Origin of the sequence: Enterococcus sp. 3G6_DIV0642 (assembly GCF_002140635.1) — a bacterium.
In the GTDB taxonomy this organism is placed as follows: domain Bacteria; phylum Bacillota; class Bacilli; order Lactobacillales; family Enterococcaceae; genus Enterococcus_D; species Enterococcus_D casseliflavus.
Window position 1 is genome coordinate 159,584 of record NZ_NGLH01000001.1, and the last position, 16,461, is coordinate 176,044.

Below are 16,461 nucleotides of genomic sequence, written 5' to 3' on the forward strand. Positions count from 1 at the left end.
TACAGGGACATGAAAAAAGTAATGATCGTCGATGATTCGGCATTCATGCGGAAAGTAGTGACAGATTTATTGAATCAGCTGCCTGATATCGAGGTGACCGTCGCTGCCCGCAATGGCAAACAAGCATTGGACTATCTGACCAAAGAAGCGATTGATTTGGTAGTAATGGATGTGGAGATGCCAGTGATGAACGGATTAGAGACCTTGCGGAGGATGAAACAGCAATCAGCCATTCCCGTCATCATGCTTAGTTCATTAACCAATCAAGAAACCACGATTGAGGCATTGGCGCTAGGCGCCCGAGATTTTGTCGAAAAACCGGTCAGTCTATCGATGATCGAAAAAGAATGGATCGCTGAATTTCATCAAAAGATTTTGGCGATGGATCATGAAGTCGGTACGGTTCACCCGCCAGTACCAACGATTGCCCAGCCCACTAAGCTGACACAAAACAGCTTGCCGGTATCACTTGATGCGCTAGTCATTGGTGCTTCAACAGGCGGACCCCGTGCTTTGCTGGGAATTATTCGCCGTCTGCCTGCACGTTTGCGTTGCCCGATTTTGATCGTTCAGCATATGCCAGCGGGCTTCACGGCTTCCTTTGCAAAACGCTTAGACACAGAGACAACCGTCCGAGTACAAGAAGCAGTCGACGGCATGCGGATCGAAAATCAAGTGTATCTTTGTCCAGGGGATTACCACATGACGGTCCAACAAGGGCACCTGCAGCTGGACCAGCGAGAAAAACGGCATGGGACGCGGCCAACCGTCGATTATCTTTTTTCCTCAGCAGCTGACTACTATGGCCCGCAACTAGCGGCAGTGGTTTTGACGGGGATGGGAAAAGACGGCACCGCTGGCTTACGACAGATCCAAGCGGCTGGGGGCTATACGATCGTTCAAGACAAAGAAACGTGTACAGTCTTTGGGATGCCACGGTATGCCATTGAACAAGGAGTCGTGGATGAAGTCCTGCCATTGCAGGGCATTGAAGCAAAAATTGCACAGATGGTCAGGTGAAGAAGATGGAAGAAGAATTTGCCTTATTTAATGCGTGGGTGGATCGCCGATTAGGGATTCCCTTAGCCGCATACAAAGAAAATCAAATGCAGCGCCGCATCCTTACGATCATGGAAAACAGCGGGGCAAAAACGTTGAGGGAATACCAGCAATTGATCGAAGGCGATGACGGGGTGCGGGCGGCTTTTTTAGCCCATATCACTATTAACGTAACGGAATTTTATCGCAACAAAGAACTGTTTGACGCTTTTGAACGCGTCTTGAAAACCATTGTTCTCCCGAAAACCACGCTGCCCAAAATTTGGAGTGCCGCATGTTCGATTGGGGCAGAACCCTATACGATCGCGATGCTGCTAGAAAAAAACCAAATTGCCGCAGCCAATGTCTTGGCTACCGATATCGATACGCAAATTTTGGCAAAAGCCAAGCAAGGACTCTATCGAGACCACGAATTGCGGAATGTCTCAGCGGCAGAACGTACCCGTTTTTTTGATGCAAAAGAAAAGAACCAGTTTCAGATCAAACCAGAAATCAAACGGCGGGTTCATTTTAAGCAACACGATCTTTTGAAAGACCCGTACAATGGGCCTTTTGATGTGATCGTTTGCCGCAATGTGACGATTTATTTCAAAAGTGATGCTCGGGATGACGTCTATCAAAAATTCAGCGATGCATTGGTCCCAGGGGGCATTTTGTTTACGGGAGCGACAGAAACGATCAATTTTGCGGAACAATTCGGCCTCAAGAAAATCGATTCGTTTATCTATCAAAAAGTATAATTTTGTAAAGGAGGGACCCATTTGGATGACAATAGTGTCTATCGTACCCTTTTCTTTGAAGAAACAGACGATCATTTAGCACAGTTGAATGATCATGTCTTGCAATTGGAAAACGATCCAAAAGATAGCGCCTTGCTGAATGATATTTTCCGTTCTGCCCATACCCTTAAAGGGATGGCGGCAACGATGGGCTATGACGTCATGACGCAGCTGACCCATAAAATGGAAAATATTTTTGAGTTATTTAAAACTGGGACCTTGCAAGTGACCCAGCAATCGATCTCATTGATTTTCAAATGTCTGGATCGCCTGTCAGAACTTGTGGAGGACTTGCGGGAAGAACGCGACCTGCAGCCAGCTCAAATTGCCGATTTATTGGCCGAACTTGACCAAACGGAACATTCTGGCGGTATATCAACCGAGACAGAAGTAAGACAAAACCCCACCGCAGTGGGCGCGTTAACCCCACAGCTTCAACAGATCGATCCTTCTGATCTGTATGTGATCGAGCAAGCGGCTGGAGATGGCTATCAAGCGGTCCAAATTGCTGTTCGCTTAGATGCCCAATCCATGTTAAAAGGTGCTCGTGCCTTCTTGATCATGGAAAAGCTTGGCCAAGCAGGGGATGTTCTTTATACAGAACCAGATGCCCAAACACTTGAAGAAGGCACCTTTGAATCAGATTTTTCACTGCTGTATTTGACGCAGCAAACACTGGCTGATGTCGAGCAAAACATCGCCAGCAACAGTGAGATCGAAGCCTTCGTGGTGGCACCGTTTGATCCTTCAGCGGCTGTGTTGGAGGAGGCAGAAGAGCTGCTTCAACCAGTGCCGACCCCAGAGTCAGAGACTTCTGCTCTTCAGCAAGCGACAACAGAAACGAAAGAAAAATCGCCGGCGCCCGCGCATCATGCGTCCGCCCAAAATCAATCGATCCGAGTCGACTTGAATCGCTTAGATTCATTCTTGGATCTCGTGTCCGAATTGGTGGTCTATCGCAATCAATTGGAAGATGTCAGTGAGCGGGAAAACATCGAAGCAGTCAAAGACCCCTTAGAGCAAGTCTCGCGATTGACCTCTGAGCTGCAAGATTTGGTCTTGCGGATCCGCATGCAGCAAGTCAATGTCGTCTTTAGTCGCTTTCCACGAATGGTTCGGGACTTATCCAATGAACTGCAAAAGGAAATGGAACTTGTCATTTTTGGGGAAGAAACGGAATTGGATAAAACAGTGGTTTCTGAATTGAGCGAACCTCTGGTCCATCTGTTACGTAATTCTGTCGATCACGGCATCGAAGCACCCGATGTTCGGGAAAAACTGGGCAAACCGCGCAAGGGCACGATTCGCTTGGCGGCCTATCAAGAAGGCAATCGCGTGATCATTACTTTAGAGGATGATGGCAAAGGCCTTGATCCGCAAGTAATCAAAGCAAGTGCTGAAAAGAAAGGCTTAGCAACGGAAGGTCTTTCCGATGAAGCGTTGCAGCAGCTGATTTTCCATCCTGGTTTTTCAACGGCACAAGAAGTGACTAACATTTCTGGGCGCGGTGTCGGGATGGATGCCGTGCAATCCAAGATCACCCAACTAGGGGGCACGATCGAAATGAAGAGCCAGCCAAATAAAGGCACGCAGTTTGTGATCAAATTGCCATTGACTCTGTCGATCATTCAAGCGTTGATGGTTCGCGTCGGAGCAGAAACCTTTGCGATCCCACTAAATCTCGTCGAACGCGTGGTGATGGTCAAAGAAGAAGAGATCATCCAGACGGTCTCGGATGAGGTCTATCGTTTTCAAGAGGAGTTGATTCCCTTGGTTCGGACCGATCAACTCTTAGCGATCGAAGGCGATCCATCTGAGAAAAAATTCGCCATCATCGTCAACAATGACCAGCAGTTTCACGGTATTTTGGCAGATGAGCTGATCGGCCAGCAAGAAATCGTCATCAAGAAAATCGATCCATTGCTGCAAAAGCTGAATCGCTATCAAGGGGCAACGATTATGGGCAACGGCTCGATCGCACTGATCCTAGACATTCATGCCATCTGTCAGGAAAAAAAGGATGACCGCTTATGAGCTATACAGCGCTGCAGATCGATGGCCTAAAAGAACTGATCAATATCGGCGGTGGTCACGCTGCGACTAGTTTATCAAAGCTCGTCCAACAACCGATCGATATGCGGGTACCGGAAGTCGAGATTCTAGCTTATGAGGACCTGTATCAGCAGATCATGGCGGAAGACAAAGAAGTTCATGTGGTGATGAGCCAGATCGAAGGGGCATTTCGAGGGATCTTCTTGTTTGTCTTAACGGATGAATCCGCCGCAAAATTGCGTCAGTTGATGATCCAAGAAAGCGATCCGTCTGAAGAATTGAAGCAATCGGTCATCAACGAGTTGACCAACATCCTTACCAATTCTTTTTTGATCGCGATCGGGCAACTGTTGGAAACCCAGCTGAGTGCGTCTTTACCAAGCGCCAGCTATGATTTCTTTGGCGCAGCGATCAGCTCCATCTATTTGGCGATGGCCCAGTATGATGAGCAGGTGATGGTGATCCGTAATGAGTTCGTCTACGCCAAAGAAACATTAGAAGCATCGTTATTTTTGATTCCAGAAATCGGTGTACTAGAAAACATATTTGATTCATTAGGAATTTGAAAGGGGCAAATACAATGTCAAAAAAAGTATTGATCGTGGATGATGCGGTATTTATGCGCATGAAATTAAAGGATATTTTAGAAAAAAACGGCTATGAAGTCGTGGGGGAAGCCCAAAATGGCCAAGAGGCTTTTGAAAAATACCAAGCAACGACACCAGACTTAGTGACCATGGATATCACGATGCCAGAAGTGGATGGCTTAGAGGCATTAAAAATGATCCGCACGTTTGATAAGCAGGCCAAAGTCGTAATGTGCAGTGCCATGGGACAACAAGGAATGGTGATGGATGCGATTCGCGCCGGTGCGGTGGACTTTATCGTGAAGCCCTTTGACACGGACCGCGTAATCACTGCCATCGACAAAGCCTTTGCCTAATGCCTAGGAGGATAGCGACATGCAGATGATTCTTTTCAAAATGGCTCAGCAGTACTATTTGATCTCGGCGGACTCGGTGGACGAGGTCATTGATGCCCCTTCTTTTACGAAGGTGCCCTTAGCACCAGAGTGGGTGGAAGGGTTGATCAATCTGCGGGGGTCTGTCGTAACGGTGATTCGTTTGGCAAAATTGATTCCCATTATGGAACCAGCCTACGAAAAAAACATATTGATCATGAAGAAGCAAGAGGAGACCAAAGGGGTCCTCGTAGAAGAAGTAATTGAAGTTCTTGATATCACCGAAGACGATATCCAACTAAGCAATCAAGAGACAGAACATGCCGTTGGGGTCGTGACGATCGGTGAAAAAGTAGCCAGTGTGATTCAAATCGATCACATGATTTTTTAAAAAAATGGGGGATTAGTGTGGATCAGGTATTGACGCAGCAAGAGATTGATTTATTGTTGAATGCGATGAGCAGCGGAGAGATCGATCAAGAAATTATTGAGATAGAAGACAAACAAGCCAAAGTGAAAGCCTACGATTTTCGCCGACCAACAAAGCTGTCGAAAGAATACGTCAATACCCTGCACATGATCTTCGAGGATTTCTCGAAGATGAGCAGCAGCATGCTTTCTACCCAACTGCGGACCAATGTTTCTTTGCAGTTGGCAGCTATCGAACAAGTCAGTTATGACGAATTTATCCATTCGATACCAAAATTTACTTTGTTGGGGCTCTTTCATTCGCAGCCTTTGAGCGGGATCCAAATGATCGAGATGAACCCACAACTGTGTATGATGTTGGTGGAGTTGTTGTGCGGCGGCTTGGATGTTTATCAAAACAAGCCGATCGAAATGGATTTTAGCGAGAAAAAAAGTTTTACTGATATTGAAACAGCGATCTTGGAAGAAGTAGTAGCACAATTTGTACGGGTCTACCAAAATGTTTGGAAGGACATCGTTGCCTTGGATTCGGTTTTGGATGGAATCGATACGAATCCGCAATTGATGCAAAACATGTCGCCCAACGAACCCGTCGTGTTAGTGACCTTTACTATCAAAATTTTTGAAGTGAAACATTTTATCAATCTATGTATCCCCTATGTCTTCTTTGAAGGGATCATTGATAAATTAAGTTTCCGCAATTGGTTTGATAGCAATCAGCCAGTCAACCAAGACGATAGCCGCGAGTTGCAAAAAAGTTTGAATGGGGTCGGATTGAATTTAGAAGTTCTGCTGGGCCATGCTCAAATGAGTCTTTCTGAGTTTCTCCACTTAGAAGAAGGCGATGTCATCAAACTAGACAAAAAAATTACTGAACCATTAGAGACCTTCATCGATGGAAAACCTTACTTCCGAGCAAAACCTGGGAAGCAAGAGGACCATTTAGCCATTGAATTATTAGACAAGTTAGAAGAGGAGCAAGAACTATGAGTGAACGTTTATCCCAAGCAGAAATCGATGCATTGTTGAATCAAAGTGCCCCAACCCAGCCGCAAGGATTAGAAGAGCAAGTCAAAGTCGACATTATCGGCGAAGTTGGCAATATCTCCATGTCGCAAGCGGCGACGACGTTGTCTTCCATTCTTGATCGTCGGGTCAGCATCACGACTCCCCGGGTGTCTAAAATCAAATTTGGTGAGATCTTAAACGACCTCGTTGCACCAAAAGTAGCAACGACAGTTGAATTTAAAGAAGGCCTTTTAGGCAGTAATTTGATGCTGTTAGAAGTCAAAGATGCCATCGTGATCGCTGATTTGATGATGGGTGGAACTGGTGAAACCAGCAACACTCAATTTACGGAATTAGAGCTAAGTGCTGTGGCAGAAGCCATGAACCAAATGATTGGGACTGCCTCGACTTCGATGGCAACGATGATCAGCCGCAAAGTGGATATCTTGCCGCCGATCGTCAAACTATGGGAGACACCAGAAAACATTGAGTATAGCGGGATCGAGGCAGAGGAAGAGATTTACTGTATCTCATTTTCTTTGCGCGTCGAAGGTTTGATCGAAAGCAAAATCATGCAGATCTTTACGGATCCGGTGGTCAACGATATCGCCAGTGCGATGCTGTCCGATGAAGCGACTGTCGTTACTCGGGAAACACCAACACCGCAGCCAACGGCACCTGTTGCTGCACCTACGCCAGAACCAGCGGCTGCATCAAAGCCCGTGGAAGTCAGCAAACCTGCGTTTCAAACATTGGCCTCCAGCGGAGTGAGCGATGGGGATAATTTGGACTTGATTCTTGATGTGCCATTGGATCTAAGTGTCGTGTTAGGCCGCAGCAAAAAAACTATTAAGGACATTTTATCTTTCAATACGGGGTCCGTCATCGAGCTGGAAAAACTGACGGATGAACCGCTAGAGATTTTGTTGAACGGCAAACTGATCGCCACTGGGGAAGTCGTGGTCATCAATGAAAACTTTGGTGTGCGGATCACCAACATTCTTTCGCAAAAACAACGCATCCACAATTTGCATTAATTTGAAGAAATCGCAAAAAGTTAAACATATGGGTTTAACTTTTTTGTGATTTGACCGATAGTAGAGGGTAGAAGAATGAGAACGGAGGAGAACCTATGAAAATCGAAAGAGGTTACGCAGAATACAGCGACAAGGCCATCAAACGTGAAGCGGTCAAACAAGAAAAGCCATCTGCTGCTCAGACAGAAAAAACCGTCGATGTTCAATTGTCCGAAACAGCTCAAGCCATTCAAAAGAGTGCCAATCAAACAGCCAGTCGCAGTGAGCGAGTGGCAGAATTGAAACGAGCGATCAAAGAAGGCACCTACCAAGTATCTGCCGAAACGATCGCAGATAAAATGCTGCAACAAGATGAAAAGCAGGTCGACTAGATGACAGAACGGGAATTTGAGCGTCAGCTTCAGCAGTTCTTGCGGTTGCTGCAAAAAGAAAAGACCTGCTTGATCAAAAATCAAGCAGAAAAATTACCAGAACTCGTCGAGAAAAAAACCGCCTTCGTACCCGTTTTTTCCACGTATGAAGGAACTCTTTCAGTGACGATCAAAGAACTCATCCGCCAGATCCAAGTGCAGCAAGCCGAAAATCTCCTGCTGACGGAGCAAGCCATTAGTTTCCAAACTGTTTTGATGGATGCAGTCAAAGAAAATATCAAGACACCGGCAAATACGTATTCGAAATACCAAGAAAAACAAGCTGTCTCAACAGCGATCATCGATCAAAAAATGTAAGGAGTACTTCTATGACAGGACTATTTGGTTCATTAGGCACCGCAACCCGGGGCATGACCGCCAATCAAGCAGCGTTGCAAACCAGCAGCCATAACATTGCAAATACCAATACAGACGGCTACTCAAGACAACGAGTCAACTTGCAAGCCGAAGCGTCTTATCATTTAGCGGGTGTCGGCAGCATCGGTATGGGTGTGAAAGTCGGCAGTGTCGAACGGATCGTCGATGATTTTGTCATTGGACAAGTACGCAATGCCAATTCTACCTATACATATTATGAACAAAAAGCAGACATATTAGGACAGCTGGAAAGTTTAATGAATGAGCCTTCCGACAACGGGCTGTCCAAACAGCTGGCAACGATGTTTGATTCTTGGACCGCATTAGCCAACAATCCTGAACTGGATACGTCTAAGACCCTTGTGCTGGAAAACAGCAGTACATTTGCCGATACCATCAACCAAATGGGCAAACAAATGACGCAGCTGCAAAGCGACACGCTGGATACCATCGAAAAATCCGCGCTGGACTTCAATGAAAAGGTCAAGCAGCTGCAATCCTTGAATGAACAGATCTATGGGTTGACGACGAGTGGTGAGACACCCAATGATCTTTTAGATCGTCGAGACAGTCTGTTGAAAGATCTCTCGGGTCTAGCAGGGATCGAAACCAAGACCGATCAGTATGGCCGTGGGTTTGTATCCATGAGCGGACAGACGATCTTAAGTGCGGAGGAACGCAATACCCTTAGTGTGGTGGTGGGACAAAGCGAGACAGGCGCCTTGGTTTCCAAAGACGGCAACGCCTTGAATCCTGCCGAAACCATCACAGGGTCTTATCCAGCTGGAACCGTCTTGTTGACGAAAACCACCGACAATGGCGAAACCGCCTATACAGAATTGCCGATCAAAGAAGGCGCGATCGGAGGCCTGCAAGCATCATCTGGGGAGATCGGCAGCCGCTTGACGGAATTGAACAACTTTACATCGACGATCGCGCAAGCCATGAACATGGTCTTTACCGGCGGCGCTTCTCGCACAAGCGGACTATTTGAGATCGGCCAAGATGATACCGGCACAGCGACGACGATTCGGGTCAGCCAAGCACTGTTAGATAACCCAAGTCTGGTGACCGGCGGAACGAGCAATGCAGCAGGAGATGGTTCAAGAGCTGCTGCAATGGCGAAACTCAGCAGTGCCAAATTGGATTTCCCGTTGTCAGAAAAGACGATCGCTTCTTTTGATTCTGAGACATTGACGTTTGCTAATGCAGCATCGGGCATGAGTGTCAGCAGTTATTTTAACAGCATCGTCACCAAAAACGGAATCTCAAAACAGCAAGCCGACAATACGGTCAGTGCCCAATTGTCGCTGCTGAATCAACTAGAATACAAAAATCAATCGGTGTCTGGGGTTTCATTAAATGAAGAAATGTCAGATGTGATTCGTTTCCAACAAGGATTTCAGGCCAATGCCCGCATATTATCGGTCGTTTCTGAAATGTTAGACACATTGATCAATCGAACAGGAGTGTAGACCATGCGTATTTCCAATTCAATCACCTACAATGATTTTTTACGAAATCTAGGAACCAACGCCTCCAAAGTCCAATCCACGTTGAATCAGCTATCGAGCTTAAAAGAAGTCAGCAAGTCCTCGGATAATCCGCTGCTGGTTTCAAAAATCATGGATCTCAATGTGTCGTTAAATCAAAACAAAACTTACAACAATACGATCAAAGACAGTATTTCTTGGACAAAAGCCCAAGATTCTGCTTTAGAAAGCGTCAGTACTTCGATGCTGCGGATTCGCTCGTTGGTTCAATCTTCTGCCAATGCGACAGCTGGCAGTGAGGAATTAGGGGCAAATCGTTCAGAGATCGAGCAAGAGATCGAAGGCATCGTTGAATCATTAAACACCAACTTTGATGGCCGCTATCTATTTAGCGGAACGAATACGACGACGGCGCCTTTTGAGATCGTCAAAGAAAATGACGCCATCGTCGGTATCAAATACAATGGCACCAGCGAAGACTTGCCGCGAGAAATCGCAAATGGGGTCTCAGTGGATCTGTTAGCCAGCGGTGATCGACTGATGAACGAGACGGGCACCGCTACGGATCCCCAAAATTTAAGCACCTACTTCAATGATTTGTTGTCTGCGTTGCGCAGTGATGATAAAGATGCCTTAGGGGGCGAGCTTTTAACTGCTCATGACCAGCATGCCACCAATGTAGTGAATGTACGGGCGCAGATCGGCACCCTCTACAATCGCTTGGAGGCGGCAGCTGATCGAAATGAGACGGAAAAGCTGAACTTGACCGAAACACTGTCCAACAAACAAGACGTCGATATTGCGGAAAAGTATATGGAATATCAAAATCAAATGACTGCCTACCGCTCAACATTAGCAATGGGAACAAAGATCATGCAGATGTCCATTCTAGATTATTTAAATTAACCCAAAAAACTTTTGTTCTTTGACGGGAGCAAAAGTTTTTTATTTTTTTTAGAAAAAAGGCTTAACCCTGAACGGTTTCTTCCGATAAATAGTAGCAGAGGGAAACCTTAGCGAATAAAAATTAGGAGGAACTACACATGAGAATCAATACAAACGTTTCAGCATTGAATACTTACTCACGCCTAACGGCAGCAAATGCTTCTAAAAGCAATTCTTTGTCTAAATTATCTTCAGGCTTACGCATCAACAAAGCTGGGGACGACGCAGCTGGCTTAGCAATTTCTGAAAAAATGAAAGGCCAAATCGGCGGTTTGTCACAAGCAAAAAGCAATGCACAAGATGGTATCTCATTGATCCAAACAGCAGAAGGTGCATTAAATGAAACCCACAGCATCTTAGGCCGTATGCGTGACCTTGCGGTTCAAAGTTCAAACGGTACGTTAAGTGATGACGACCGCAGTGCGATCAACAAAGAATACACTGCATTGTCTGATGAAATCGACCGTATCAGCAATACCACTGAATTCAATACAAAAAGCTTGTTAACTGGTGAAGGCGATGATGCGAAATCATTCACTTTCCAAATCGGTGCCAACGCAAACCAAACAATGAGCGTTTCAATCAACAACATGAGCTCATCTGCCTTGAAAGTAAAAGGCTTAGATTTAACACAAGCCATTGACACAAGCGATGCTAAAGCTGTTGCTGCAGCAAAAGATAAAGCAGTAGCGACTGCCTTCAAAGCAGATGCTACAACAAAATATGCAGCGGACGGCACAGTTGATGCGGCTGCTGGTAAAACAGTTGCTGAATTACAAACAGCCATCGATACAGCAGCGGATGATACAGCAAAAGCAACAGCTCAAAAAACATACGATGATGCTTTAGCAACATTTACCGCTTCTGATGAAGGCAAAGCAGCAGCGGCAACTGTCAGCGTTGAAAACAACCCAATCACAAAAATCGATGAAGCGATCAAAGCAGTTTCTGCACAACGTGCGGATCTTGGTGCGGCGCAAAACCGTCTAGAACACACAATCAACAACTTAGGTACAACGCAAGAAAATCTATCTGAAGCAAACTCACGTATCCGTGACGTTGATATGGCGCAAGAAATGATGAGCTTTACGAAGAGCAACATCCTTTCTCAAGCAGCAACTTCAATGTTGGCACAAGCAAACTCAATGCCTAACAGCGTATTGAGCTTGTTACAAGGATAATTTTTGATCAAGTGAACCACTAACACAAGGACTGCCTAGGGGAAGCGCAGTTCTTGTGTTTTACATAGCAGCACAAAAACGCTTAGAAATGAGGAAGCTCTGATGGATATTCAGCCAATGTCAGGAATACACCCGATCGAAGCCGTTGCGTCGGTCGCTAAAGCACGTCCGATCGAATCCCTAGATCAAGAGAACGCCAACCTTCAGCCGCAACACCAAGAGGGGAAACTGGCGGAGAAAAAGGAACAGACAGTGGTCACTGAACCGCCGATCCACTATTTTTCAGTAGCCGATCAGCACAAGATCGCAGCCTCCGTGGAGGAAGTGAATCAGCGACTACTTGGCAAAGATATGAAATTGGCTTATGAAGTACATGAGCGCACAGGGCGTACGATGGTGCGTTTAGTGGATATGCAGACCAACGAAGTGATCAAAGAGATCCCGCCCGCCAACATGCTAGATGTGATTGGGAAAATATGGGATGACATGGGCATCGCGGTCGATCGAAAGGGATGAAAACATGGCAAGTGTAACCAGCAGTTCAGGAATCAGTACAACGCTAGGGAGTTATTCTGGCGTGACTTCAGAAGATATTGAAAAATTATTGGCGGCAGATGCGATCAACAAGACCCGCGCTGAGAATAAAATCACGTCGCTAAAAGCACAAAAAACGGCGTGGAGTGATATCAGCACTCGCTTGACTAACTTTTTGTCAAAAGTCGATGCATTACAAAAAGATGATGCTTATCAAACGAAAAAAGCGACGACCACCAATAGCAGCATCGCTTCAATTGCAGGAACAACGGAAGCTCCAGAAGGCACCTATGATCTAAAAGTCAACCAACTAGCAACAGCCACGAAGGTGACGGGGAGTCAAGTAACTCAAAGCAGCAAAACGGCCCTAAATGTCAGTGGTCAGCTGTCATTGACCAGTTCTGAAGTCGATGAAGATGGCAAACCGATCACCGCTTCGATCGAGATCACGGAAGAAGACAGCTTAAAAGATGTGGCAGCCAAGATCAATAGCCAAAGCAAGACGACCTTCGTCGCGGCGAGCATCGTGGATAACCGTTTGATTTTAACGAACACCAAAATGGGCGACAAAAATTTCTTGATCGACGGCAATGCTGCCGAAGGGTTAGGGATCGGTTCAACTGCGACAACGACGCAAGGCCAACCGGCTATTTTTGAGCTAGACGGCATGAAGATCACTCGCGACAGCAACAGTGTGACGGATGTTATTGATGGTGTCACGCTGACGTTAGCGAAAAAAAGCGAGGAGCATGTGACGCTTTCTTTAGCCAATGATACCTCGAAAGTCGTTGATGCAGTGCAAGGATTAGTGGATCAATACAATAGCTTGATGAGTTTTATCGGCGACAATTTGACCGTGGGAGATCCTAGTAGTGAAAACAACAAGACGGGGACCTTGGTGGGAGACAGTGCGTTGACTCGTCTACAGACCCAATTGCGAAATTTGATCACCATTCCAGCCGTCAGTGGCTCAAAGCTGACCGCCAATAAGCTAGGCATATCCACCGTTGATAATGATGGTACATTGGGATTGGATACGACAAAGTTAAAAGAAGCCTTAGCGGAAGATCCCGCTGCTGTGAAGTCTTTCTTTTATGCAAGTACGAAAACCAAAGAAGCTGATGGCACTGCGAGCACGAAAGAGACTGGCTATACACTAGCCCTAAAAGAATTAGCCAACAGCTATGTCGTCAATACTTCAGCCAATAAAGGGATCATTGCCACCAAATCTGCGACCTATGACAGTACCATCAAGGATTTAAACAAGCAGATCACACGGTTTGATGATATTTTGGCAATGAAAAAAGAGCGTTACATCACAATGTTTACCAAGTTAGACTCCGTGATGATGGAGGCTGAAAATCAGCTGAGCTACCTAAGCAATCAGTTTGCCAATACGTCAAACTAGGCAGGATAGCCGATTAAAGCAGTCATTTTTTCATTCGCATAAGAAACCCTCGTCAACATGAAAGGAAACAACCTATGGAGCCACACGTATCATTAGATGAACGTTTGAATCAGATTTTAATTGGTTTTGCCCAATGGCGCGGCGACAGCGAAGAAGCCAGTCGTTTGATGGCAGCCAATGCAGCGGTCATAGCAGCCATGCAAGCAGAAGCACAGAGCCATAGTCCACAAACCAGTGCATTGGCGCAACAAGTGATCCAAGCGTATCAAGCGTTCTTAGACCAGGTCAAAGCCCAGCAGCAAGAGATCAAACAAGAATTGGGGCGTTTGAACCGCAAAAACAATCTTGTCAAAACGTATTTGCAGCAAGAAGACAGTGCCGCCTTCGTCGAATTTGATTTATAGTGAGGAAAAAAAGATGAATTATCAAAAAATGCAAAACAACTATTTGCAGAACCAAGTAATGAGTGCCTCCCCCAACAAACTGATTGAAATGCTGTTGCAAGCAGCGATCAAAAATATCAAATTAGCAGTGATCGCATTGGAAAAAGAAGAGTTGAGCCAAGCTCATCAGCAATTTGTCAAGGCGCAGAATATTTTATTGGAATTACGGGTCTCTTTAGACCGTGAGCAAGGTGGCGCTATTGCAGAAGATCTCGATCAGCTGTATGGCTATATGTACGATCAGCTAGTCAGTGCCAATGTCCAAAAAGAGGCAGCCCCTGCAGAAACGGTCGTCCCGCTTTTAAGCGAACTACTGGAAAGCTGGCAAACGATCACCCAATAAATTTGAGAAAAAGCACAGAAACGACCACCTAAAACCTAGAAAAGTTTAGTAATTGGTTAAATTTTTACCATGTATCCCTTTTCACTAAGCTTTCTTTTTCCCCTCCTCGTCCCTATCTGGTACTCTTTTTATGAGCGTACCGAAAAGGTGCAAGGAGGTTTTTTTTTGAAACAAAAAATAGTACAAAAGCCGCTTTTCTGGCAAGTGGTGATTCTGATTGCAATGAGTGGTGTTTTTTTATTACCGCAGATCTTAGGCCAAGGCATGATTTTGGGCTCTGATGTGGTCTTTCACTTCAATCGTTTTTATGAGACCAGCCAGCAGATCAAAGAGGGCAATTTTCAATATTTTCTTTCTATCTACGGGTTTCAGCAATCTGCTCGTATCGTCAATGCATTATACGGGCCCTTTTTTGCCTATTTCCAAGGATTGCTGGTCTTGCTGAGTCCTTCGTGGTTTTCCTACCAGCTGCTCGCCAACGGGCTGCTCTATTTGTTAGCAGGGTTTTCGATGTTTGGCTTATTAAAGAAATTACTAGTCAATGGTTGGCTGTCAGTGGGGATGAGCGTCCTGTTTATGGCGACCTATTCTGTCCAGTATTGGATTGAGCGACAGGGCTTTTCTGCTTGGGGGGCGGCTGTGCTGCCGATGTGCCTGATTCCACTGATCGCACTAGGGGAACATAAACGGTTACGGCCTTTTGCGGTAGGGGTTTCCGTGGCGGTCTTATTTCAAATCCATGTGTTTTCAAGCATCTTGTTAGTGTTCTTATACGTGCCCTTTTTCTTACGCGCCTTTTTTGTTGGGACTTCTGGCGAAGAAAAACGACAATTGGTGCTGCGCTTAGCAGGAGCGATCGGGATCTTCTTGCTACTGACCGCCAATATTTGGTTAGGGATGTTGGATCTTTATACGAGTAACACGTTGATCGCGCCTTTTGTGAATCGCAACATGCAGAACAATACCATTACTGGAACCAGCAGCTATTGGTGGACGACTCCGTACCTGCTGCCCATCTTATGTGCTTTGTTCTTTTGTGGTGCGATCCGTGTGTGGCCACGTCTATCTGGCGGCTTCAAATTAATGACGGCAGCTGCAGCAGTCTTTTTCGTTTTATCATCGAACGCTGTTCCTTGGCAATGGCTAGGCAGCCTGGACAATGGTGTGATCAATTTACTGCAATTTCCTTTTCGGTTCTTTGTTCCTGCCACGATTTTGATCTTAGTCGGTTTGTGCCTGCTGGTTCCTTATTATCGGGGCAAGCCATTGGCAAATCCGCGTTGGTTCGTCCTCGTTTTAGTCTTGAGTGTTGGTCAAATCTTGATCCAAAACACGGTCAAAATGCAGGACTGGCACTCCGATGAAGCTGCGGTTTCACTGCGAAACCACACCTATCTGTCGGCGGAATCTGAAGCGCAATTGAAGGAAGCCTATTTTAGTAAAGACAAGTCCTTAGCATTAGCGCTGTATCAACGTTCTACCCCAGATTATCTGCCCCTCTATCAAGAGACCAAGAAGAACAAATACAATTTGTACGGGGAAGAAATCATTGAAAAGAATGATACCGTGGCAAAAACTGTAGAAAACGGGAAACTTACTTTACGTTGGCAAGGTGATCAAGAGGATTGGAAGGCGTTACCGATCATCAATTACCGATATACTGAATTGACCCTCAATCAACAGCCACTAACTGAGAAAGATGTCTCTTTGAGTGCCATTGGTGCCGTTTCTGTCCAACAGCAAGCAGGGGAGAATGTCTTAGTCGTTGATTACGACGCGCCTTGGTTTTTCGACGGAGCTTTATGGCTGACGATCATTTCTTGGCTCGCTTTACTCATCGGCTTTATCAGCTGGAAAACAAGACAGCTGTATCGTCGTCGTAAGGTCGTACAAGCTTTATTGAAAGAATCTGAATAAAATGAATCAGAAAAGAACTTCAGCGAGAGGGCTGAAGTTCTTTTTTTGCTGATCAACAACAGTGGACCTGTTGCTTTTCGTCAG

At 45.7% G+C, this 16,461-nt stretch carries 18 protein-coding genes; all 18 read left to right on the top strand.

The features are described 5' to 3' along the window. Nucleotides 1–9 precede the first annotated feature (9 nt). Nucleotides 10–1,020 (top strand): chemotaxis response regulator protein-glutamate methylesterase, encoded by a 1,011-nt coding sequence (locus A5878_RS00765; protein ID WP_016609024.1) that lies wholly within the window; start codon nt 10–12, stop codon nt 1,018–1,020. Nucleotides 1,021–1,025: 5 nt separating this feature from the next. Beyond that, a complete protein-coding gene (locus A5878_RS00770) occupies nt 1,026–1,799 on the top strand; it encodes a protein-glutamate O-methyltransferase CheR (protein WP_086294349.1) in 774 nt (257 codons plus the stop codon). A gap of 21 nt (nt 1,800–1,820) precedes the next feature. Then, nucleotides 1,821–3,872: a chemotaxis protein CheA gene (locus tag A5878_RS00775; RefSeq protein ID WP_086294350.1), complete on the top strand. Its 2,052-nt coding sequence runs from the start codon at nt 1,821–1,823 to the stop codon at nt 3,870–3,872. Further along, nucleotides 3,869–4,456, top strand: coding sequence for a chemotaxis protein CheC (locus tag A5878_RS00780; RefSeq protein ID WP_005226634.1), 588 nt, complete (start codon nt 3,869–3,871; stop codon nt 4,454–4,456). The genes A5878_RS00775 and A5878_RS00780 overlap by 4 nt, the downstream gene beginning before the upstream one ends. 14 nt (nt 4,457–4,470) lie before the next feature. After that, entirely contained in the window at nt 4,471–4,833 is a 363-nt protein-coding gene (locus A5878_RS00785) for a response regulator (RefSeq protein WP_086294351.1), read from the top strand. A 19-nt stretch (nt 4,834–4,852) separates the two neighbouring features. Beyond that, the gene (locus A5878_RS00790) at nt 4,853–5,242 is read left to right on the top strand and encodes a chemotaxis protein CheW (RefSeq protein WP_005226635.1); all 390 of its coding nucleotides are present in this window, start codon (nt 4,853–4,855) and stop codon (nt 5,240–5,242) included. A 17-nt stretch (nt 5,243–5,259) separates the two neighbouring features. Next, nucleotides 5,260–6,270, top strand: coding sequence for a flagellar motor switch protein FliM (fliM, locus tag A5878_RS00795; RefSeq protein ID WP_008376586.1), 1,011 nt, complete (start codon nt 5,260–5,262; stop codon nt 6,268–6,270). Further along, nucleotides 6,267–7,325: a flagellar motor switch phosphatase FliY gene (gene fliY / locus A5878_RS00800; RefSeq protein ID WP_081116145.1), complete on the top strand. Its 1,059-nt coding sequence runs from the start codon at nt 6,267–6,269 to the stop codon at nt 7,323–7,325. Before fliM ends, fliY begins: the two co-directional genes overlap by 4 nt. A gap of 95 nt (nt 7,326–7,420) precedes the next feature. Further along, nucleotides 7,421–7,696, top strand: a complete 276-nt coding sequence (gene flgM, locus A5878_RS00805) for a flagellar biosynthesis anti-sigma factor FlgM (RefSeq protein WP_005226638.1) — start codon at nt 7,421–7,423, stop codon at nt 7,694–7,696. Beyond that, on the top strand, nt 7,697–8,053 hold the full coding sequence (locus A5878_RS00810; RefSeq protein ID WP_005232752.1) for a hypothetical protein: 357 nt from the start codon (nt 7,697–7,699) through the stop codon (nt 8,051–8,053). It begins immediately after the preceding gene. A gap of 11 nt (nt 8,054–8,064) precedes the next feature. Continuing rightward, a complete protein-coding gene (flgK, locus tag A5878_RS00815; RefSeq protein WP_086294352.1) occupies nt 8,065–9,588 on the top strand; it encodes a flagellar hook-associated protein FlgK in 1,524 nt (507 codons plus the stop codon). Nucleotides 9,589–9,591: 3 nt separating this feature from the next. Continuing rightward, nucleotides 9,592–10,512 carry a flagellar hook-associated protein FlgL gene (flgL, locus tag A5878_RS00820; RefSeq protein WP_016619541.1) on the top strand — a complete coding sequence of 307 codons (921 nt, stop codon included), beginning with the start codon at nt 9,592–9,594 and terminating at the stop codon, nt 10,510–10,512. A gap of 137 nt (nt 10,513–10,649) precedes the next feature. Continuing rightward, nucleotides 10,650–11,732 (top strand): flagellin, encoded by a 1,083-nt coding sequence (locus A5878_RS00825; protein ID WP_005226642.1) that lies wholly within the window; start codon nt 10,650–10,652, stop codon nt 11,730–11,732. A 102-nt stretch (nt 11,733–11,834) separates the two neighbouring features. Next, nucleotides 11,835–12,248 carry a flagellar protein FlaG gene (locus tag A5878_RS00830; RefSeq protein ID WP_086294353.1) on the top strand — a complete coding sequence of 138 codons (414 nt, stop codon included), beginning with the start codon at nt 11,835–11,837 and terminating at the stop codon, nt 12,246–12,248. 4 nt (nt 12,249–12,252) lie between these two features. Next, on the top strand, nt 12,253–13,674 hold the full coding sequence (fliD, locus tag A5878_RS00835; protein ID WP_086294354.1) for a flagellar filament capping protein FliD: 1,422 nt from the start codon (nt 12,253–12,255) through the stop codon (nt 13,672–13,674). A gap of 74 nt (nt 13,675–13,748) precedes the next feature. Next, nucleotides 13,749–14,078 carry a hypothetical protein gene (locus A5878_RS00840; protein WP_086294355.1) on the top strand — a complete coding sequence of 110 codons (330 nt, stop codon included), beginning with the start codon at nt 13,749–13,751 and terminating at the stop codon, nt 14,076–14,078. A gap of 13 nt (nt 14,079–14,091) precedes the next feature. Further along, nucleotides 14,092–14,460: a flagellar export chaperone FliS gene (gene fliS, locus A5878_RS00845; protein ID WP_008376567.1), complete on the top strand. Its 369-nt coding sequence runs from the start codon at nt 14,092–14,094 to the stop codon at nt 14,458–14,460. Between the two features lie 165 nt (nt 14,461–14,625). After that, nucleotides 14,626–16,377 (top strand): hypothetical protein, encoded by a 1,752-nt coding sequence (locus tag A5878_RS00850; RefSeq protein ID WP_086294356.1) that lies wholly within the window; start codon nt 14,626–14,628, stop codon nt 16,375–16,377. Nucleotides 16,378–16,461 lie beyond the last annotated feature (84 nt).